This window comes from Shewanella woodyi ATCC 51908 (assembly GCF_000019525.1).
In the GTDB taxonomy this organism is placed as follows: Bacteria; Pseudomonadota; Gammaproteobacteria; order Enterobacterales; family Shewanellaceae; genus Shewanella; species Shewanella woodyi.
Map to the genome: position 1 here is coordinate 2,393,901 of NC_010506.1, position 21,547 is coordinate 2,415,447.

Here is a 21,547-nt window from a genome sequence, read left to right on the forward strand (position 1 = left end):
TGGAGTATTCATCATGATTAAAAATGTCCCTTTAGCATCTCTGCTACTGTTTTCGAGTTTGAGTACACCACTGGCCTTTGCGACTGATTTCCCCTCTTGTGTGGTTGAGCTGCAAAAAACGGCCAAGAGCCAAGGTTTGTCGGCCGATACGATTGAAAACACTTTAGGTAAGGTTAAATACGTGGCTCGGGTCATTGAGCTAGATAAAAAGCAGCCAGAGTTTAGTCAGACTTTCGATAACTACTTCAGTAAGCGAGTCACAGATTGGCGTGTGAAAGAGGGGAGGCGTTTACTCGCTGAGAATCGTGAGCTTCTTAATCAACTGAAAGATAAATATGGTGTTCCTCCACAATATTTAATGGCCTTTTGGGGCTTAGAGACAAATTTCGGCTCCTATAAGGGAAAGATGCCTGTTTTAGACTCTTTAGCGACGTTAGCTTGTGATCCTAGAAGAAGTGGATACTTTACCGGTGAGTTGATGAAAGCCCTTAAACTCAAAGAGGAGTATCAATTTGAGGCAAGTGAGATGGTGGGCTCATGGGCGGGAGCCATGGGGCACACTCAGTTCATGCCCTCTGCATATACAGCTTATGCGGTAGACGGCGATGGTGATGGTAAAGCTGATCTATGGAATAGTAGGGCTGATGCGTTAACCTCTGCGGCAAACTTTCTGCAGCAACTTGGCTGGCAGCGAAATGAGCGTTGGGGACGTGAAGTTACCCTACCTGATAACTTCAGTTATGAGTATTTAGGTAAGCGCCATGAACAAGCTTTAGTAAAATGGGCTGAGCTAGGCGTGATGAAAAATGATGGTAAGCCTATCTCGACACCGGACATGAAAGCTGCACTTTACTTACCTGCTGGTCATACAGGTCCTGCTTTTTTGGGCTATAAAAACTTCGATGTGATTATGCGCTGGAACCGTTCGACTTTCTATGTGATTGCCGTCGGTCACCTTGCTGATCGTATCAATGGTGGCGTTAGCCTAACAGTGGCGCCGCCTAAACAAGATAACTTAAGCCGAGCACGGGTTAAGCAACTTCAAGCAAAGTTAAATGAAAAAGGGTTCGATGTTGGTAAACCTGATGGTGTATTAGGGGCGAACTCCAAATCAGGGCTGCGAGAATTCCAGCGTTCTGCAGGCTTAGTTGCCGATGGCTTTCCAAGTGAGGCAAGTTTTAATGCACTAGGCGTTCAATAGCCTTATACCAATCAATATAAGAATTAGATAAACACTAGAGCTGGTGGGGGAGTTTTGGTAAGCTTCCCTCCAAAATTTAAGTCAGTATTATGGTTAAGGACAGTTAATGAGCATTAAGAACGATATGGTAGTTCAGTTTAACTACACATTACGTGATGAACAGGGAGAAGTATTGGAGACAAATGAGGGGTTAGATCCTATTGCATACCTTCATGGTCACGACAATATGATGCCTGGTGTTGAAGATGCCATTGCCGGTAAAACCGTTGGTGAGAAGTTCTCTGTTACCCTAGCGCCAGAAACCACTTACGGTGTTCGTAACGAAGAAGCTATTCAGCGTGTTTCAGTAAAGCATCTTCAAGGTGAGAAAGTGTGGAAGGCTGGAATGCGCGCATTGATCAATACCGATCAAGGTCAACGTCAGGTTACCATTATCAAAATGGGTAAGTTTATGGCGACCGTTGATGTGAATCACCCGCTGGCGGGTCGCGAGCTAACTTTTGACCTTGAGATTATCGACGCAAGAGCTGCAAGTGATGAAGAGATCGCTCATGGTCATGCGCACGGTAAAGGTGGTCACCACCACTAGGCTCAAAGAGGTTCTGAGCAGATAGAAACCAGCAAAATCTTGCTGGTTTTTTGTTTTATGTTTATTTTCAGGAATGGGTTATGGTCATCGATTTCTCTCAAGGGAAAATTATTCTGACACCCTTTGAGATCCAGATTAAATTATCCACATCAGGCAGTGGTATGTATGCCATGGCCGAGGATCTGAACTTCATTGATGATGCGTTAATTATTAACGCCGATGCAGGCTCTGTAAAATGGAGTTTGCGCTTGGACTCTATTGAACAACTTAATATGATCCGTGAGACGTTGGGAGTTGCTTGAGCCTCAAATACCATCTGGATCACTTTTACTCCTCCCGTCTGACGTCCTACGGTGAGTTCAGCTAACAATCCGAGCCATTTTTTATCTATTAATAAGAATCTAAGGGAAAACATGTCAACAATATCATTAGAGCGGATCACGATAGAGCCTCAAACTAAAGCCACTGCTTGTGTTATCTGGCTTCATGGTTTGGGTGACTCTGGGGCTGGTTTTGCGCCTGTTGTTCCCGCATTGGGCTTGCCACAAGATCACAGCATTCGATTTATTTTCCCTCACGCACCTGAGCAAGCCGTGACGATTAACCAAGGCTATATCATGCGAGCTTGGTATGATATTAAGAGTATGGATCTGCATAACAGAGCCGATATGCAAGGTGTATTGGGATCTGAGGTGTCGGTCAAAGCGTTAATCCAAGAGCAGATAGACTCAGGTATCCCCGCAGATAGAATTGTGCTTGCAGGTTTTAGTCAAGGTGGTGTAATGAGTTTGTTTACAGGCCTTAGATACCCTGAGAAACTTGCTGGGATTATGGCTTTATCATGTTACCTACCTACAGCCGATAAACTACCTGAAAACTTAAGTGTAGCGAATCTTTCGACGTCAATTTTACAGCATCATGGTGAGCAAGATGATGTTGTGCCTGTGAGCTCTGGTAAGATGGCAAATGAGCTACTCAATGATGCGGGATATAAGGCTGAGTGGAAAACATATCAGATGCCCCACAGTGTTTTACCTGAACAACTACGTGACATTGCCAAATGGTTAAATAGTGTGTTGTTGTAGGTTTTTGCTTTGTAAATGGTTTTGTTTAAGCTTTGATATCACTTTTTTCTAGCTGTTCTGATTTTCGAAGAATATGAATCAAGTTTAACTTTAAATAACTCATTGAAAAAATAAGGTAAGCTTTGCTTAAGTGCTAGCTTACCTTTTTATTTTGTCTCTTTATTGTTCCTTCTCTTTTGCTCCTGTTTTTCCTCTCGAACAATGATGTTAATAAGTGTATGTTTTAACAAAGATTTTACTCTCCTTTTTGCAATAAACTTAACAGTTTTCATCTCACCCTTTGGTATGATGTTAGCCAGCGAGATCAGAGAATCCGTGATGTTAATAATTTAATAAAATAATTAAAGGGTTGATGTAATGATTAATAAGCTAGTAAAAGGTGTTGTCGCAACGGCTGTCTTAGCCGCATTGGCGGGCTGTAATAGCAGCGACGATAACAATACTCCACAAACAGCATGTGAAGCTGCGGGCGATGCATGTACTAAATTCACCGTTATCCATACTAATGATAACCATGGTCGCTTCTGGCAAAACAGTAAAGGCGAATATGGTATGGCGGCACGTAAAACCGTTATCGATCAAATTCGTAATGAAGTTGACCACGCAGGTGGTGAGACCATTCTACTCTCTGGCGGTGACATCAATACCGGTGTTCCAGAGTCAGATATGCAAGATGCAGTACCTGATTTTATCGGTATGAGCATGCTGGGCTATGATGCAATGGCTGTAGGTAATCATGAGTTTGATAACCCGTTAAGCACATTAGATATGCAGGCAACGATTGCTCAGTTCCCTATGCTAGCTGCTAACATCTATAAAAAAGACAGCAATGGAGAGGTCACTTCAGAGCGTTATTTTGAACCTTACCGTGTCTTTGAAATTAACGGTCTTAAGGTGGCTATTATCGGCTTCACAACGGTTGATACTCCTAAAGTTGTGAGCCCAGATAACGTTGCCAGCCTACATTTCACTAAGCCTCAAGATGAAATTCAAACCGTTCTTGCTGAAATCGAAGCCAATGAAAAGGTTGACATGGTGTTTGCTTTGACACATATGGGTCATTATGCCAATGGTGAGCACGGTACGGAAGCTGCTGGTGATGTGAAACTAGCTCGCTCATTAGAGCAGGGCCAATTACAGGCGATTATCGGTGGTCACTCACAAAACCCTGTGTGTATGGAAGGTGATGGTTACGCTGACTTTAAACCGGGTGATGAGTGTAAACCTGATGTTCAAAACGGCACCTTTATTATGCAAGCCCATGAGTGGGGCAAGTATGTTGGCCGTGCTGATTTCGAATACATGGACGGTGAGTTGAAGCTGGCTAGCTATAAGCTGATCCCAATTAACCTGAAAGAGAAAAATGAAAACGATGAGCTTGTTTTCATTACTGAAGAGATAGAGCAAGACCAACTGGTGATTGATGCACTACAGCATTACCAAGATCTGGGCCAGGAGCTACTTGATGTGGTTATCTCAAGTACAGATGGTAAGCTTGAAGGTGATAGAGCCGTTGTTCGCACAGAACAAACCAACTTAGGCCAGCTACTAACTCGCGCTTATGGCGATTGGGTCACGGCTAATTTTGAGCCAACAGTCGATTTCGGTGTGATGAACTCAGGTGGTATCCGTGACTCTATCGCACCAGGCACAGTGTCATACCGCGACGTGTTAACGGTGCAGCCATTTAGTAACGATGTGTCATTCGTGACGATGTCAGGTAAAGAAGTTCAGGATTACCTTGCCAATGTAGCACTAAAGACCGGTGGTGGAATGGCGCAGCTTTATCCTTTAGAGATGAACGTGAGCTGTGATGCTGTTGAAGTTAATCCAGATGCTACCTCTGCTGATATCGTGCAGATCACATCGTTAGGTGGCCGTGCGTTTGATATGGCGGGTAACTACACTTTCTCATTGATCAACTTCAGTGCTAAAGGTGGTGACGATTATCCAAAGATCACAGAGCATGTAAACTATGTTGATACTCAGCGTAGCGATGCATCGGTTCTTCGCGAATACTTTGAAAAGAACCCTAATATCAAAGTGGCTGATTACGATCCTGCCCAAGGTGGACACCCTGTGTTCTACCGTGGTGGTGCTGTCGTTAAGAGCTGTGCTAAGTAACCTAAGAAGATAATCTTCTCTATTTTGATAAAAGCAGCCTATTGGCTGCTTTTATTTTCTATTTCAGATCTGCAATTTAATAAAACCTGTATTTACTCTCCATATTATCCCGCTACGCTCTCTATTAAGGGTCATAAACTCTTCATCAGTTCTTCACACTTGATAATACTTGGATAATATTTAAATCAAGGGGCAAAATTTAACAGGCTAATACTTCTGCCATTGTTCTTAACACAGGTCAAACTTTATCTGTTCAGCTGAGTATTTAATCTATTGAAAATATAGAGCCTAAATCGATAAATATAAAATGTTGCCGCACTAAGTTTAATTTTGCTGCCGACGTTGATTTGCCACTGTTCTTATAAGAAAACAATTCTCGCTACAAATCACCCTTTTAAGAAACATTAACATCACATTTATTCATTAAAATGACACATATTCGATATATTCTTTGTTATTATGTTCGCCAACGAGATCATAGAATCCGTATTTTTAAAAAATGATGGTAATAATTAAAACTATTTCAATAAAAATCTAGGGGTTGATAGTAATGAAAAATTTGTTAATTAAAGGACTTGTTGCATCTGCTGTACTGGCAGCATTAACGGGCTGTGGTAGCGATAATGATGATGCACCCGTTTTACCGACTACCTGTGCCGAAGCTGGTGAGGCATGTACCACTTTCACTGTACTGCATACGAATGATAACCATGGCCGTTTTTGGGAAAACAGGCATGGCGAATATGGCATGGCGGCACGTAAGACTCTGATCGATCAGATCCGTGCAGAGGTCGAGTCCAATGGCAGTGAAACAATTCTGCTCTCAGGCGGTGATATCAATACAGGTGTACCTGAGTCAGATCTGCAAGATGCACGTCCTGATTTTGTTGGTATGAACCTGATTGGTTACGATGCTATGGCTGTTGGTAACCACGAATTTGATAACCCGTTAGCAACTGTTGAGATGCAGCGTGAGTTGGCAAACTTCCCAATGCTGGCTGCTAATATCTATGATAAAGCTTCTGGTAAGCGTTATTTTGATGCTTATAAGGTCTTTGATGTAAATGGCCTGCGTATTGCGGTTGTAGGATTGACGACTGAAGACACTAAGAAAATTGGTAACCCTGAATTTATCAGTGGTCTTGAATTTACCGACCCTGCGACAGAGATCCAGAAAGTCATTAAAGATATTAAAGATGCCGATGAAGCGGATCTTATCTTTGCTACAACCCATATGGGACACTACGCTGACGCACAAAATGGCAGTAATGCACCGGGTGATGTCGCCATGGCTCGTGCAGTAACAGCTGGCGATCTGCATGCGATTATTGGTGGTCACTCTCAGAACCCTGTCTGTATGGAGCCTGGTACTAACGATTACGCAGACTTTACGCCTGGTGGCGATTGTACGCCTGATAAGCAAAATGGCACCTATATCATGCAAGCCCATGAGTGGGGTAAGTATGTTGGACAAGCTGATTTCGAATACTTCAACGATGAGCTACACCTTGCAAGCTACAAGCTGATCCCGGTTAACTTGAAGAAGAAAAATGATGCGGGAGAGCGTGTGTTGATTGGTGAAGAGATCACACCAGATGGCACTGTATTAGAGATCCTGAAGCAGTATCAAGAGAAAGGTCAAGACCAGCTAAACGAAGTGATTGCGACAACGGCAGAGAAGCTTGAAGGTGAGCGTGCAGTTGTGCGTTTTATGCAGACTAACTTAGGTCACTTAATCTCAACTGCGCACACCTCAAAAGTAAATGCTGATGTTGGTGTGATGAACTCAGGTGGCGTACGCGCATCTATTGAGCCTGGTGAGATCACTTATAAGGATGTATTAACTGTGCAGCCATTTGGTAACTCTATCACTAAGAGTACAGTAACAGGCGCTGAGTTAACTGAATACTTAGGCGCTGTTGCATCTCTACAGATTGACTCAGGTGCCTATGCTCAACTGACTGGCGTAAAAATGACCGTTGATTGTGTTGCTAAAACTGTCGATATCAGCGATGTCAATGGCAAAGGCTATGATGCCGCTGCAACTTATACATTTACCGTTCCTAGCTTTAACGCTGCTGGTGGTGACGGTTATCCTGTATTGACCCCTGTGATGACAGGTTTTGTTGATGCAGCCGTTATGTATGACTTCTTAAAAGAAAAGGGCTCTATTGCTGCAGGTGAATTTGCACCGACTGGTGATGTTGTTTATGAGAACTCTATGAGCACTGATGGTTGTCAGGTACTAAGCACTCAATAAGAAGCTTATTAAAAGTTTTTTAGTGTAAAGAGTAGGGTAGCTTTCGAGCTACCCTTTTTTATTTTTGAAAACTTTTATATTGATTGGTATTAAACTCAAGACTAGAAAAAAATGTCACTTTTTTAATACCAAGCCTTGAAAACAAAATTATTGGCTACATATAGTGAGTATGGGGCGCTCAATGAGGTCTCTAGTTAATGAAAACGTGATGCCTTCGGGGTCTATGTTTGTTAGCGAAAAATGATTGTGAAAAGGTGCGACTAAGCTAACGATTTAGCTGATGTTGACCAACTTAAATTAACTATATTGCTTAAGACAAGGATATAACTATGCGTAATTATGACTTAACACCACTATACCGCAGTGCCATTGGTTTCGATCGTTTAGCCCAGCTTGCAGAACATGCTGCATCGAACAAAGGCAATTCAGGTTACCCACCCTATAATATCGAACTGCTTAACGAGACCCGTTACCGTATCACTATGGCTGTTGCCGGCTTCACGATGGACGAGCTGGATATTACCAGCGAAGGTGACAAGTTATTAGTGAAGGGTACCAAGGCAGAACAAGATAAAGAGCGTAAATACCTTTATCAAGGTATAGCAGAGCGCGGCTTTGAGCGTACATTCCAGCTTGCTGACTATGTCACCGTTGTGGGGGCTAACCTTGAGAACGGTTTACTCAATATTGATCTTCAACGTGAGATCCCAGAGGCGATGAAGCCTAGAAAAATTGAGATCGGTACATCAAGATTGATCGACTCTGAGTAGTTTCTTATAGCCTGGACTCTATAATTAACTAACATTCAGAAAATAGAAAGGGAGCCTAGGGCTCCCTTTTGCACATGGATGTGCTTATCCCTGATCGCAAGGACAGCGATGGAAGGGGTTTGCACATGGCCGGATATGTTCCATACATTTTGCGGCATTTCCTCCATCCGTGGAGGTCAGATGTGCTTATCCCTGATCGCAAGGTACCTGAAATGCTCCCAGCATTTGTCGGTATTCCCTACACTGACCCATAGGGATATGGGGAATGTCTTTAAAGCGTATGGAACGCTTAAGACCATGTAGCTCAAAGCGATGGAAGGGCTTGTTCTCCGGCAAATACTAGCTTCTTAAGCGCGCATCGCCTTTTCACCGCGGCTAAGCCCAACGACGCCAGAGCGAGATACTTCAACCACTTTAGTGACTTCACCAATGGCGCTGATAAAGGCATCAAGCTTAGCTGTCGGCCCAGTTAACTGCACTGTGTAAAGCTCAGCGGTAATATCGACAATTTGTGCACGGAATATATCTGCTGTGCGTTTTACCTCTTCACGAATACTGCCTTTGGCTTTGACTTTGACCAGAGCCAGTTCTCGCTCGATATGCTCAGATTCTGTAATGTTAGAGACTTTTAGAATATCGATTAACTTGTGCAGCTGTTTCTCAATCTGTTCCAGTACATTTTCATCGGCAAACAGTGTGATATTGAGCCTTGATAGCGTTGCATCATCGGTTGGGGCTACCGTTAGTGTTTCTATGTTATAGCCGCGTTGAGAAAACAGGCCAACAACTCGAGACAGGGCGCCAGGTTGGTTTTCAAGTAATACAGATATAATACGACGCATTAGCTTTTCTCCGTTTTGCTTAGCCACATCTCGTTCATTGCCCCGCCGCGAATAAGCATTGGGTAAACGTGCTCTGTCTGATCGACATTAATGTCGACAAACACCAACTTATCCTTCATCGCTAGGGCTTTCTCAAGTCCAGATTCAAGCTCTGATGAGTCACTGATTGTGATCCCCACATGGCCATAAGCTTCAGCAATTTTGGCAAAGTTAGGTACAGAGTCCATGTAAGAGTGAGAGTGACGGCCAGAATAGATCATATCCTGCCACTGCTTTACCATGCCAAGAAAACGATTATTTAGATTAATGATTTTTACAGGAATATCGTATTGAAGCGCTGTCGATAACTCCTGAATATTCATCTGTATTGAACCATCACCAGTCACACAAAGCACTGTTTCATCAGGCTTGGCTAACTTGACCCCCATGGCTGCTGGCAAGCCAAATCCCATGGTGCCGAGCCCGCCTGAGTTTATCCAGCGGCGTGGTTTATCAAAAGGATAATAGAGGGCGGCAAACATCTGGTGCTGGCCTACATCTGAAGCCACATAAGCGTTACCTTTGGTGAGTTTATGCAGGGCTTCAATCACCTCTTGTGGCTTAATTTTTTCACTGGTTTTGTCATAGGCAAGACTCTTACGTTCACGCCATTGATTAATTTCACTCCACCAGAAATCGATGGCAGCTTCATCTCGATTGTCATCATTGGATGCATTTAGTTGAGTTAACATCACATCGAGAATTTTATCTGCCGAACCAACGATAGGAATATCGACACGTATGGTTTTAGAGATAGAGGAGGGGTCTATATCTATATGCAAAATGGTGGCGTTGGGGCAGTATTTTTCGACATTATTGGTGGTTCTGTCATCAAAGCGCACCCCAATACCGAAGATTAAATCGGTATTGTGCATCGCCATGTTGGCTTCATAGCAACCGTGCATGCCCAGCATGCCTAAGCTATTTTGATGTGTTCCGGGAAAAGCACCGAGCCCCATTAAGGTACTAACCACAGGAATATTTAGTTTTTCTGATAGGGCTAAAATTTGCTTGTCGCACTCTGATATAACTGCGCCGCCACCGACGTAAAGAACTGGCTTTTTAGCTGCCAGGAGCGCCTGTATTCCGCGGCGGATCTGCCCTTTGTGACCAGAGGTCGTTGGGTTGTATGAACGCATGCTGATGTCATTTGGATACTCATAATCATGGAGTATCTCAGGGTTCATGCAATCTTTTGGAACATCGACAACGACAGGGCCTGGTCTGCCGCTGGCTGCGATAAAGAAGGCTTTTTTGATGATCTCAGGGATATCTCGTGCGTCAGTGACCAAAAAGCTGTGTTTAACAACGGGCCTTGAGATACCGATCATGTCACACTCTTGGAATGCATCGTTACCGATCAAATTGCTAGGAACTTGACCCGAGACAATCACCAGAGGAATTGAATCCATATAAGCGGTTGCAATACCAGTAATCGTGTTGGTGGCGCCGGGGCCTGATGTGACAAGGACCACACCGACTTCACCCGTTGCGCGGGCATAGCCGTCAGCCATGTGCACGGCAGCTTGTTCATGACGAACTAAGATATGTTCTATTTTGGATTTTTCGTGTAGGGCATCATAGATATCTAACACGGATCCGCCAGGATAGCCGAATATATGTTTTACGCCTTCGTCGATAAGTGAACGGACGATCATACTGGCGCCGGATAACTTCTCCATTTGTAAACCCTCATAAGTTACCGCTACGGTATGCAGTATCTCGATACAGCGACGGTAATCGCTTGAATATAATGAGTTTGGACGGTGATCCTCACTCTCGATATGTCGGTTAGCATCTGGTGTAATGTTAACCATCACCTTGTAAGGTGTGACATCTGTTTAAAATGAACAGATTTTCATCATATAAAAAAGAGCACGTATTTCAACCCTTTTATGTAAAAAAACTCTTTAGATGAGAAAAAATAGTGTTTAGAGGGGAATTCAGCACTATTTTTGTGCAGATAAGATAAAAAAGAGATAGTTTATGAAAATAGGAAAACGAGTTTGAGGCTGATTAATACCATGTGTTGTTAAGTTAAAGCTTTTTCACTGTAGATGCAGAGAAAGTCTAATCTCCCTGCATCTATCGCTATTTCTCTGGTTAAGGCGATTTATGTAGATGTTTGTCTATCAGGCTCACTCTTCACACTGAACGCCGTGAGCTGCAAAAAACTGACACAGTCCAACTAAGATGACGGCACTTAGCATAAGTGCTGAAAACGGCACTGCTGTACCTGTATAAAATAGGGCAAGCAGCGGGCCTGCCATGGCACCACAGCCAAAGCGCAAGGTGCCAATCACTGCGGTTGCAGTACCTGTCTCTTTTTTAAATTTCATCAGCACAATAGCATCAGCGTTGACGGACATGATCCCTAAGAACCCCATAAAGGGGATCAACATAGCCACAGTAAAGTGATAACTAAGCCCAAAAAGATTAACGAGTAACAGCGCTGAGCCTGCAAGCATCGCCAGTAAGGTTGAAACTTTTAGCATCAGTCTTGAACCGTAACGCACAACAATTCGGCTGTTTATAACATTGGCTAACATGAGTGCGCCAACATTGGTGCTAAAGAGTATGGCAAAAAGTGACTTGTCTAAGCCAAAAACCTCCATGTAAACAAAGGGGGAGGCGGTCAGGTAGCAGAAAAAAGCAAATGAGGTCAGTACGCCACTGGCGATATGCAGTTTTGTCCCAGGCTTGGTGAAGACCACGGCATAGGCTCCAAAGAAAGATTTTTGGCTACGGCTGTTTGCATCACTGTCGCTGGGCATCTTCAACTTCCACAGCACTAGTGCTAGCAAGATGAACGCGTAAGCTGCAAGAATGAAGAAGATGAGATGCCACTCTCCAAGCTCTAGGATAAGACTGCCTATGCTAGGGGCTATCAGAGGCGCTAACATCATTATTAAGCTTACATATGACATTCCCTTAGCTGTGTTTTCTCCATAGACCTCTTTGATATAACCAGGCACAACAACCGTAGCGGCAGCACCAATAAAAGCTTGTGCAAATCTTAATGCTAAAAATAGTTCAACATTGTTGACGAAGGCCAAGCAGAGACTCACTAACATAAAACCTGTTAAACCCATTAGTACAAGAGGTCGTCTACCGATCCTATCTGCTAAGGGGCCAAAACAGAGCATCCCTACGGCATAACCTGCCAGATAGATACTCAAAGATTGCTGCACTGTAGTGATATCGGAATGGAAACTACTGGCTAAGGTTGCCATTGCAGGCAAATACATATCGATAGCCAAAGGCGTGATAGCTACGATGGCAGCTAGCATGGGGATTAATATGGCAAGGTTAACGATAGCGACGGGTGTAACTGTGGCTGGCGATTGCTGTGGATCTGTTTGCACTGATACCTCTTGATACTAAATCTTGCAGTGAAGGGAAAATTAACTAATACGGCCGTGCTTGAAATATCTTTATACCGATCGGTATGAGTCAGATATCTGAGAGATGGATGATTGTACGACTTATCACCCGAGTAAGCCATGTTGAAATGAGCTCTTTACTGAATTAGCTGGGGCAATTTGTAACGAAACTTTACTTGAGCCAAGTGCTCTCGTTTTTAAGCTCTCTTTAACTATTTAAGCTTATTCAGATTGAATACTCGAGTTTGCTCAATGTCTTAAATTTGTCACCTTGTTGTCATCTTTTGTTCGCTTTATGTCATTAGGTTATCTGGTCAAATTCTAGAGATGATACACCTTAATGGCGGGCACAATGAAAACAACAAGCAGAGCTATATCGGTAAATAGAAGAGTCAACATTAAGCAAAAGGTGATAGCGAAGTATCGAAGCGTTATTCAGTCGATGTTAGTTAGCTCTTTTTTGCTAGCGGGCTGCGGAAGTGATGGCAAGGACGGCATCAATGCACTGATCAATGTGACTGAGCTTGAGGTGGGAAGTGAGCAGTGTGCACTTGGTGGTCAGATAATTCAAACGGGTTTAGATATTAATGGTAATGGCCTGCTTGAGGGGGATGAAATTGATGACGCACAGACACAACTTAATTGTAAAGAGAGCACTAAGCCCTTGGCAGCGGAGTTAATTGCTCGGCATAGTTCAGGTGTCTTTGGGCAAAGTGCAGCAGAGATTGTTGATTATCATAGGGCATCGAGAAGCATATTTGTGGTGAATGCAAACAGTGGCAAAGTTGATCTGCTTAACGCATCACTTTTGGTTGATGCCACAGCAGTCAGTACAGAGAGTGCTTTGGTTTTAAATAATCTGCCAAAACTTGGAGAGCTCGACGTTGCTGCCGATATCGCCTTGGCAGAACTAGGGGAGGTTAATAGCTTAAGTATCTTTGATGATCTGTTAGCTGTGGCTATCGAAAGGGGAGATGGGCAAGGCAATAAGAAGCAAGCTAATGGGTTTGTTGCCTTTTATCGTTTATCACAGGCAGGTGACGCTAGTTTTATTAAAGCCGTTGAGGTCGGTGCATTACCTGATAATGTCACTTTTACCCATGACGGTAATAGCTTGATAGTCGCTAATGAAGGAGAGCCTAATGGGGCATACACCTTAGACCCTGAGGGAAGTATTGCTGTGATTGCGATTGTGCAAGGAGTACCCGCTGATAGCGCTAGCATAATAGACTTTAGCGACTTTAATCTTGGGGGAAGCCGAGAAAGTGAATTGAGCGAGCAGATCAAGATTAATGGCCCAGGCTCATCGGTAGCTCAGGATTTAGAGCCCGAATATATCTCTATTTCAACAGATAATAATAGCGCTTTTGTGAGTCTGCAGGAAAATAACGCCATTGCTGTGGTTGATTTAACGGCTTTGACGATTAGGGATATTTTACCTTTGGGCTTGAAAGATTTCGGGTTAGCACGAAATGGCATTGATGCTAGTGACAAAGATGATCTGATCAATATCCGTGCTTATGAAGGCGTTTATGGTCTTTATCAACCTGACACTATTGCAAGCTTTTCTTGGAAAGGGGGGAATTTTATTGTTTCTGCCAATGAAGGTGATGCCAGAGATTATGCTGGCTTTTCTGAAGAGCTAAGAGCGCAAGATTTGCTGTTAGATGCCAACCACCCACAAGTTGCTGCGATACAAGATAAGACCCTGCTAGGGCGTCTTAAAGTGACAAATTCGATGGGAGATGAAGATCAAGATGGTGATTTTGATAAAATAATAGGTTATGGCGGTCGCTCTTTTTCTATCTGGGATGAAGCGGGAAATATAGTGTTCGATAGTGGTAATGAGTTTGCTCGTATCACTGCTGCGGTTTTAGGTAGCGATTTCAATAATCACAATGAAGAGAGTAAAGGAGATAGTCGTAGTGATGATAAAGGAGCCGAACCTGAAGCATTAGCGTTGGGAGTGATTGGTGATAAAAGGTACGCTTTTATTGGACTTGAACGAACATCAGGATTTATGATTTATGATATTACCAACCCATTTGATGTTCATTTTATCGACTACGTGGTCAATCGGGACTTTAGTGTCGAGTTTGAGATAGATGGAGATAATATAAGCGGTATGCCTGAGCTTGCTGGCGACTTAGGCCCCGAGGGAATGAAGTTTGTCTCAGCAGATAAGAGTCCAAACGGGCAAGCGCTGTTGATTATTGGCAACGAGGTCAGCGGGACGACCTCTGTTTATCAGTTCAAATAACAGGGTTAAGCCACTTTATAGTGGCTTTTTTATCTACATTGTTGGTTGAAAACACGCTAATGAAATGGTTCTTCGAACGATTGATCTGCTTCGCTTAATGCAAATGAGCTTGTCATAAATTGGGTTTACATGCTTTTATAGATAGATCGAGTGAATTAATTTAACAACTTCTAGAGTGGTGATATGAAGAAACGTTACCTTTTGGCTTTACTGTTTTCCCATCTGTTTGTGGCTGGTGGTGGTTTTATTATGGGGATGTACCTCTTGCCGATAATGACCGCTCCTGCAGCTCCTCAACTATCAGTATTGGAGTCTACAATTGAAAGTCGTGAGTTTAGCGGCCAGTTTTCACGAGAAAGAGCTGACAGTGATCTGCTTCATTGGGGAGAGGGAGAGGTCTCAATTAGTGCTGACTCGATAGCTTTTATTGGCTCATTAGCACCTGGTCCCGATTATCGACTCTACCTGTCACCTAAGTTTGTTGATACAGAATCAGGTTTTAATCGTCTTAAACCATCTATGGTGCAAGTGGGGTCGGTTAACACCTTTGATAATTTTATTGTGACTATTCCTGATGATGTTGATCCCTCACACTACAACACTCTTGTAGTGTGGTGCGAATCATTTGGCCAGTTTATTACCTCTGGAACTTATGAAACAGTTGCTCAGTAAAAACTGAGTAACTGTTTATACCATCCACCCTCTTATCTCTATGGGTTAACAGGCAAACTCTTTCTCATAGGCAAGCATAAAATCTTCTCGTATCGACTGCTCTAGATGAGATGCACGCTCTGTTGGGCAGAAGATCATGATATGGACATGCTGCTCTCCAGTGGCTCCACTACTGACATGAATATGGGGCTCAGACCCAGGTAAGTCGACGCCCGCATGTTTCTCTATGATGCTGTTATAGCGCTTAGCGACTTCATGAAAATCTTCGCAATGTTGCTCTATCTGCACTGTCAGAGAGGGAAATAGTGGGTATAGATTAACGAACTTAGGCACAGTAATGGTGAAGTTATGGTAAACATAGCGCTTCATAAAGTTCAGGTTTTTGACTGGGTAGGTAAAAAACGTACTGTTAGGAAAAGTGGCTGTCTTTCCAGTGTAGTGATACTGACCATGGTGGAGATCGATCTCCTGAATGACCGTTGCCATTAAGTTATGTTCAATCACTTCACCACATAAACTTCCAACCTCTATCCAGTCACCAATGACAAAAGAGCGAGAGCTTGCACGTTGGATTGAGCCTGTAAAACAGAGAATAATCTCTTTTGATGCAACAACAATGGCGATAGCGATAGCGGTTACCGATAGCGCAAACTTGTTGATCTCTGTCTGCCACAACATAAACAGCAAAATGACCAGTAGAGTAAACGTGCCGTTTTTGGTTCTGGAGATCCATTTACGCTGAGTATCACTCAAAAAAGAGACATCACCACGAACCTTGTAAATGATGAGACGTTTAGTCGCTGATATTAAAACGATAATGAGTAAGGTAAGTAAAAGCTTATGGGTGAATAAGAAATCGATAAGCAGTGTTAGTTTTTCCACAAAAGCCTCTTTTAAGCATTTTTAAACATTAAAGTGCTGTAAGTCAGTGAGTTGTATCTAGGCTACTCTAAGGAGAAGGTGTTAAAAATACAAGAGTCCCTTCAGAAGCGATTAATACATTGCTGATCCATTAGTCAATGCAAAGCCTTTAAATGAGGTTGCTTGTTAAGCGTTATTTTGAGCTGTGAGTGTTAGTACTTGAGAGTAATACTCCCGATAACGAGTTTAGATAATCAATTCTGAAAATTAGGTTTAGGCAGTAAACCCCTTCAGTTTTCTTCCAGAATTTTTCTTATTAACTATGCTTTTAGTTAGCACTAAAGCTCATCACTCCGTTTTAAGTTTTACAAGGAGCATTTGAGTAAACATTAGTCGTTGGCAAGGTAGGGTATTCGATGGATGAATTGCAATCTCAAGCACTGATTAAGTTCACCATAGCGAGAAAACTTCTGTTAGTTATCATATCTAACTTACTGATGATGAGTTTAGTTGGTGCTTATGCAGTGAGCTTGATGCTGTCAACTGGTGAGGAGATCGAAGAGGCGGTATTCATTGAAATGCCGAGGATGAGCCATTTAACACTGACTGAGTCGCATCTTTTGGAGCAGCAAACTTATTTCGAAAAAGTATTACGCTTAGCCGAGGAGATACAGCTTGATTTAAGCTCTGGCGATGAAAAAAGCCTGATTATCGTGACCAGAGAGTTTAATCGAAACAACCTACTTTTTAGAGAGTTGTCAGCAAGAATCACAGATGAGCTTGATAAAAGCATCATTGAAATACAAGGGGTTATCAACACTCAAAGTATACAGATTGAAGATGATAGTCATCAGCTACTGCTCAAGGGGGTTAAGGAGGTGAAGCGTTTACATCTCCAACATGAATCTAAAACCTTTGATATTTTTAACTCTGTAGAGTCTGGTGAATGGGATCACTCCACCAACCTCATGATGATTAAAGAGCTTGAAACAGAAGGCAGGGAGGTAGAACAAAGACTTGCCACTTTACGAGATATGGTCGAGGAGCAGATCCAAAAACACCTGCTAACGACTAAACAAAATGGTACTCAAGGGATTAAAGCGGTTGTTGTTTTTGTTCTGATTGCACTGCTAATAAGCTTAGCTATCTCACTGTTTACAGCTCGACTTATTATTAAACCCATCAGTGATATCAAACGGGTGACAGATGCATTAATAAAAGGAGATTTGACTCGCAACATCTCTTGGAAAAGTAGTGATGAAGTGGGGGCTCTTTCTGTGTCGATTAATGAAGTCATTAGAACAATGAAAGAGGTTGCAGAGCAAGCTAATGCTCTTGCCTGTGGTGATTTTTCTAAAGATATTTTGGTTAAAGGGGAAAATGATCAATTGATCATGGCCTTGATCCAGATGAAAAAACAGATAAAGGAGAGAAATACCTCATTGTCTCGTTCGTTAAGCCTCAACAAAGGGATTGTGAGTACTGCTGTCGATGGCATTATCTCGATTAAAGATGATGGCACCATTCTCTCTGTTAACTTAGCAACAGAGAGAATGTTTAAATATTTAGCTGAAGATCTCATTGGTAAGAATATTAAAGTGTTGATGCCTGAGCCCTATCACTCAGAGCATGATAACTATCTGAGTAAGTATAAAAATACAGGGATTAAAAGTGTGATAGGTAAAGGGAGAGAGGTACAAGCCATGCGCAGTGATGGCAGTACCTTTCCCATATTTCTCTCTGTTGGAGAGGTACAACAAGGCGATGAGACACTGTATACCGGTTTTATTCGAGATATCAGTCAGCAAAAACAGTATGAACAAGAGATGCTTAAGAGTGAAGCCTTAAACCGAGGCATGGTTGATACTTGTTTAGATGCCATTCTCTCTATTTCCGCTAAGGGTGTGATCATTGCCTGTAATCGCGCTGCAGAGTCTCTATTTCAATACTCTCGAGATGATTTGCTCGGTAAGAAAATAAACCTCTTGATGCCGAGCCCTTTTACTGAAGAGCACGATACTTACCTTAGTAATTACCTAAACACAGGGACCAAAAAGGTGATTGGTCAGGGACGTGAGGTTATAGGTTTAAAAAGAGATGGCTCCACTTTTCCAATGTACCTGACCGTAGGTGAAGTTATACAAGAGGGGGAGAGTATTTTTACCGGGTTTGTTAGAGATATCACAGTAGAGAAAAAGTTTGAACAGGAGATGATGAAAAGTGAAGCGCTTAATCGTGGCATGGTCGATACCTGTTTGGACGCCATTCTCTCTATCTCAGTTAAGGGCGTGATTGTCTCTTGTAATCATGCTGCACAGTCTCTGTTTCAATATCGAAGTGACGAGCTAATAGGCCAAAAGATAAACCGTTTAATGCCAAGTCCCTTTACAGAGGAGCATGATGGCTATCTTGAAAAGTATTTTGCTACTGGTATTAAAAAAGTCATAGGGCAAGGGCGAGAGGTGGTCGGCTTAAAAAGAGATGGCTCGACCTTCCCAATGTATTTGACCGTTGGTGAGGTCGAGCAAGATGGAGAGACTATTTTTACTGGCTTTGTGCGTGATATTAGCAAAGAGAAACAGTATGAATTAGAGCTTAAGAAAACCAATGAAGATCTTCTGAAGCAAAATGAGTTGAAGAGTCAGGTCTCTAGAATTAACGACTTGACCCAAGGTGCCACGGATATGATGGCGATGTCCGATGAGATTATTTCAGCATTGGCCGAAATGATGAAAGCAGGAAATGGCGTGTTGTACACCTATGATCGCGACGATGCCAGACTGACCTTGTCAGGAAGTTATGCTTTCAAAAAAAGAAAGGCAATACTCCCCTCTATCGCTATGGGAGAGGGCTTGGCAGGTCAATGTGCGAAAGAGCAAAAAACCATACTTCTAACTCATGTTCCCATCGATTATATTCAAATAAATTCCGCTTTGGGCCAGAGTACTCCTCTCAACGTGTTAGTGGTACCAGTATTATTTGAAGATGAGTTGGTTGGTGTTATTGAGCTTGCTTCATTTAGAGAGTTCAGTGATGAGCAAGTCGAAGTGATAGAGCTCATCTCCTGTAATTTAGGCATTGTGGTAAATAATCTACGAAATCAACAAGTCACTCAGGAACTTTTAGTTGAGACTCAGAGGCAGTCAGAGGAGTTACAGGCGCAGCAGGAGGAGCTTAAGAGCTCAAATGATAGTTTAGTCGAGCAAACTCAACGCCTTAAAGCTTCAGAGGAGGAGTTGAAGGATCAGAGTGAAGCGTTAAAAGTATCCAATAAGGAGCTGGAGGAGAAACAGACCTTCCTTAAGCGCCAAAGAGATGAGATTGAAAGCGCCAGAGCTGATCTTACAGTGAAAGCGGATGAACTGGCCTTAGCCAGTAAATATAAGTCCGAGTTCTTGGCCAATATGAGTCATGAGTTAAGAACCCCCCTCAATAGCCTTCTTCTACTCGCTAAAGGCTTGGCTGATAATAAGAGTAAAAATTTAAATGAGACTGAAGTTGAAGATGCTCAAGTTATCTTTGATGGTGGTAATAACCTTCTGTGTTTAATCAATGACATTATGGATCTCTCCAAAGTCGAAGCGGGTAAGCTCTCTATCCATATTGAAGAGGTTAATATAAGTACGCTATGTCGAAATTTACGGCAGGTCTTTAACCCTATTGCTAAGAACCGTGAACTGGAATTTGATATTAAGGTCGATGAAAAACTGCCTGCTACGGTGAGTAGCGATGGACATCGGATTGAGCAGATACTGAGAAACCTACTTTCTAATGCATTAAAATTTACCGAAGCTGGCAGTGTTACGCTATTTATCGGTTACTCCGCAGCTGACACTGTTTTCTCCCATAGTTGTTTAGACCCTAATACTGCCTTGTCGTTTGCTGTTGTCGATACAGGTATCGGTATCCCGCAAAATAAGATCCAGGCAATCTTTGAAGCATTTCAACAGCAAGATGGCTCAACCAGTAGAAAGTATGGTGGCACTGGGCTAGGTTTAACCATAGCTAGAGAGTTGACTCGTTTGTTAGGTGGGGAGATACAGCTAGAAAGTGAGCCGAATCAAGGCAGCACTTTTACGCTCTTTTTACCGAATGCCTTCGATGTGAATGGGGTGGAGGCTAAATCTGATGGCGGATCAATTGTCTCTGATATTAAGTTTTCAGCCGAAGACCAAGACCCATCTCCCGCTGAGCCTATAGAACAAGCCATCCCAGCAATGCCTCCCAGAGAACCTTATCTTGAGTTTATCCCCGATGATAGAAATAACCTACACGAAGGGGAGTTGAGCTTACTCATTATCGATGATGATCCGACTTTCGCGAAAATATTAAGGGATCATGCTAGAGAAGCGGGTTATCAATGTCTGGTGGCGGGCGATGGACGTATGGGGATCTATCTAGCACAAGAGTATCAGCCCAGTGGGATTATTCTCGACATTATGCTGCCAGATATCGACGGTCATAAGGTGCTCGAACAATTAAAGTTCAGCCTTAAGACTCGTCATATTCCAGTGGAGATCATCTCAGCTCACAGTGAAGATAAGAACACTGCATTAGTCAAAGGTGCAGTTGGGTTACACACTAAACCTGTTAGCCAAGAAGCCTTGTTAACAGTACTTGATGAGATAAAAGCCTTTTCTAGTAATGAGTTACGCAGGCTACTGGTCATTGAAGATGATACAGGTAACCAGACCTCTATTATCAGGCTATTAGATGGCAGTGATATCGATATTAAGTGTGTCGGCAAAGGGAGTGATGGCGTCGATGAGATCCTGTCGGGACAATATGACTGCATTATCTTAGATCTAGGTTTACCCGACATCACAGGTTTTGAGGTACTTAGCCGAGTGGAAGCCAGTGAGTTAGAGCGAGTGCCACCTGTGATTATTTATACGGGTAAGGAGATAACGGATGAGGAGCAAAATGAGCTTAACAAGTTCTCATCGACAATTGTGATAAAGGGCGTGGGCTCAGGTGAGCGCTTATTGGATGATATCTCTTTGTTTCTGCATGACATCGAAAAGCGCTTTGGTAGCGAAGAGCGCAATACAATTCAGATGCTGCATGATGAAGATGCCATGTTTTTAGGTCGTAAGGTGTTAATTGTTGACGATGATATGAGAAACACCTATGCCCTGTCTAAAAAATTAATCGAAGTAGGGTTTGAGGTAGATATGGCCCATGACGGCAAGGAAGCGGTGGATCTCCTATTAGTTGAGAAGAGCTTTGAATTGGTGCTAATGGATACCATGATGTCAGAGATGGACGGTTATGAGGCGATAAAGCAGATTAGGGAGATGGAGCATTATAAGCTGGTTCCCATTATCTCTTTAACGGCGAAAACGATGCCGGAAGATAGAGCCAAGTCCCTGCAAGCAGGGGCTTCAGAATATCTAACCAAACCCATCGATTTTGAAAAGTTACTGTCTATTTTGCGTATTTGGCTGTTTAAGCACTAGCC

The 21,547-nt window shown here is 42.8% G+C and carries 14 protein-coding genes; 10 read left to right on the top strand and 4 right to left on the bottom strand.

Features of this window, described 5'->3' with window-relative positions; translation table 11 throughout:
* The first annotated feature begins 13 nt into the window (after positions 1 to 13).
* The 7 genes from SWOO_RS09980 (at position 14) to SWOO_RS10010 (ending at position 8,029) form a co-directional block, all read left to right on the top strand.
* Positions 14 to 1,201 carry a lytic murein transglycosylase gene (locus SWOO_RS09980; RefSeq protein ID WP_012324577.1) on the top strand — a complete coding sequence of 396 codons (1,188 nt, stop codon included), beginning with the start codon at positions 14 to 16 and terminating at the stop codon, positions 1,199 to 1,201.
* 106 nt (positions 1,202 to 1,307) lie between these two features.
* A complete protein-coding gene (locus SWOO_RS09985; RefSeq protein WP_012324578.1) occupies positions 1,308 to 1,790 on the top strand; it encodes an FKBP-type peptidyl-prolyl cis-trans isomerase in 483 nt (160 codons plus the stop codon).
* Positions 1,791 to 1,870: 80 nt separating this feature from the next.
* Entirely contained in the window at positions 1,871 to 2,092 is a 222-nt protein-coding gene (locus SWOO_RS09990; protein WP_012324579.1) for a DUF3389 family protein, read from the top strand.
* A 111-nt stretch (positions 2,093 to 2,203) separates the two neighbouring features.
* Complete coding sequence (locus SWOO_RS09995) at positions 2,204 to 2,875, top strand: alpha/beta hydrolase (RefSeq protein ID WP_012324580.1); 672 nt, start codon at positions 2,204 to 2,206, stop codon at positions 2,873 to 2,875.
* A gap of 357 nt (positions 2,876 to 3,232) precedes the next feature.
* Positions 3,233 to 4,999: a bifunctional UDP-sugar hydrolase/5'-nucleotidase UshA gene (gene ushA / locus SWOO_RS10000; protein WP_012324581.1), complete on the top strand. Its 1,767-nt coding sequence runs from the start codon at positions 3,233 to 3,235 to the stop codon at positions 4,997 to 4,999.
* 550 nt (positions 5,000 to 5,549) lie between these two features.
* Positions 5,550 to 7,259, top strand: coding sequence for a bifunctional UDP-sugar hydrolase/5'-nucleotidase UshA (gene ushA / locus SWOO_RS10005; RefSeq protein WP_012324582.1), 1,710 nt, complete (start codon positions 5,550 to 5,552; stop codon positions 7,257 to 7,259).
* Between the two features lie 329 nt (positions 7,260 to 7,588).
* A complete protein-coding gene (locus tag SWOO_RS10010; protein ID WP_012324583.1) occupies positions 7,589 to 8,029 on the top strand; it encodes an Hsp20 family protein in 441 nt (146 codons plus the stop codon).
* Between the two features lie 347 nt (positions 8,030 to 8,376).
* On the opposite strand, the gene ilvN is transcribed toward SWOO_RS10010, so the two are convergent.
* The 3 genes from ilvN to SWOO_RS10025 all read right to left on the bottom strand — a co-directional run bounded on the left by ilvN (position 8,377) and on the right by SWOO_RS10025 (position 12,275).
* Positions 8,377 to 8,871, bottom strand: coding sequence for an acetolactate synthase small subunit (gene ilvN, locus SWOO_RS10015; RefSeq protein WP_012324584.1), 495 nt, complete (start codon positions 8,869 to 8,871; stop codon positions 8,377 to 8,379).
* The gene (locus SWOO_RS10020; RefSeq protein WP_041418083.1) at positions 8,871 to 10,592 is read right to left on the bottom strand and encodes an acetolactate synthase 3 large subunit; all 1,722 of its coding nucleotides are present in this window, start codon (positions 10,590 to 10,592) and stop codon (positions 8,871 to 8,873) included. Before SWOO_RS10020 ends, ilvN begins: the two co-directional genes overlap by 1 nt.
* Positions 10,593 to 11,048: 456 nt before the next feature.
* Complete coding sequence (locus SWOO_RS10025; protein WP_012324586.1) at positions 11,049 to 12,275, bottom strand: multidrug effflux MFS transporter; 1,227 nt, start codon at positions 12,273 to 12,275, stop codon at positions 11,049 to 11,051.
* A 430-nt stretch (positions 12,276 to 12,705) separates the two neighbouring features.
* Between SWOO_RS10025 and SWOO_RS10030 the strand changes: the two genes are divergently transcribed.
* Together SWOO_RS10030 and SWOO_RS10035 are read left to right on the top strand one after the other, a co-directional pair.
* Positions 12,706 to 14,553, top strand: coding sequence for a choice-of-anchor I family protein (locus SWOO_RS10030; RefSeq protein WP_407636070.1), 1,848 nt, complete (start codon positions 12,706 to 12,708; stop codon positions 14,551 to 14,553).
* Positions 14,554 to 14,736: 183 nt separating this feature from the next.
* Entirely contained in the window at positions 14,737 to 15,225 is a 489-nt protein-coding gene (locus SWOO_RS10035) for a DM13 domain-containing protein (protein ID WP_012324588.1), read from the top strand.
* A gap of 45 nt (positions 15,226 to 15,270) precedes the next feature.
* On the opposite strand, the gene SWOO_RS10040 is transcribed toward SWOO_RS10035, so the two are convergent.
* On the bottom strand, positions 15,271 to 16,107 hold the full coding sequence (locus SWOO_RS10040; protein ID WP_012324589.1) for a mechanosensitive ion channel family protein: 837 nt from the start codon (positions 16,105 to 16,107) through the stop codon (positions 15,271 to 15,273).
* Between the two features lie 395 nt (positions 16,108 to 16,502).
* Between SWOO_RS10040 and SWOO_RS25495 the strand changes: the two genes are divergently transcribed.
* The gene (locus tag SWOO_RS25495; protein WP_012324590.1) at positions 16,503 to 21,545 is read left to right on the top strand and encodes a PAS domain S-box protein; all 5,043 of its coding nucleotides are present in this window, start codon (positions 16,503 to 16,505) and stop codon (positions 21,543 to 21,545) included.
* Positions 21,546 to 21,547: the final 2 nt, after the last annotated feature.

What these genes read in the sequence shown, in the direction of transcription:
- SWOO_RS10020 (WP_041418083.1), bottom strand. Translation starts at nt 10,592, where the DNA reads ATGGAGAAGTTATCCGGCGCCAGTATGATCGTCCGTTCACTTATCGAC.
- ushA (WP_012324582.1), top strand. Translation starts at nt 5,550, where the DNA reads ATGAAAAATTTGTTAATTAAAGGACTTGTTGCATCTGCTGTACTGGCA.
- ushA (WP_012324581.1), top strand. Translation starts at nt 3,233, where the DNA reads ATGATTAATAAGCTAGTAAAAGGTGTTGTCGCAACGGCTGTCTTAGCC.
- SWOO_RS09985 (WP_012324578.1), top strand. Translation starts at nt 1,308, where the DNA reads ATGAGCATTAAGAACGATATGGTAGTTCAGTTTAACTACACATTACGT.
- ilvN (WP_012324584.1), bottom strand. Translation starts at nt 8,871, where the DNA reads ATGCGTCGTATTATATCTGTATTACTTGAAAACCAACCTGGCGCCCTG.
- SWOO_RS09995 (WP_012324580.1), top strand. Translation starts at nt 2,204, where the DNA reads ATGTCAACAATATCATTAGAGCGGATCACGATAGAGCCTCAAACTAAA.
- SWOO_RS10010 (WP_012324583.1), top strand. Translation starts at nt 7,589, where the DNA reads ATGCGTAATTATGACTTAACACCACTATACCGCAGTGCCATTGGTTTC.
- SWOO_RS25495 (WP_012324590.1), top strand. Translation starts at nt 16,503, where the DNA reads ATGGATGAATTGCAATCTCAAGCACTGATTAAGTTCACCATAGCGAGA.
- SWOO_RS09980 (WP_012324577.1), top strand. Translation starts at nt 14, where the DNA reads ATGATTAAAAATGTCCCTTTAGCATCTCTGCTACTGTTTTCGAGTTTG.
- SWOO_RS09990 (WP_012324579.1), top strand. Translation starts at nt 1,871, where the DNA reads ATGGTCATCGATTTCTCTCAAGGGAAAATTATTCTGACACCCTTTGAG.
- SWOO_RS10035 (WP_012324588.1), top strand. Translation starts at nt 14,737, where the DNA reads ATGAAGAAACGTTACCTTTTGGCTTTACTGTTTTCCCATCTGTTTGTG.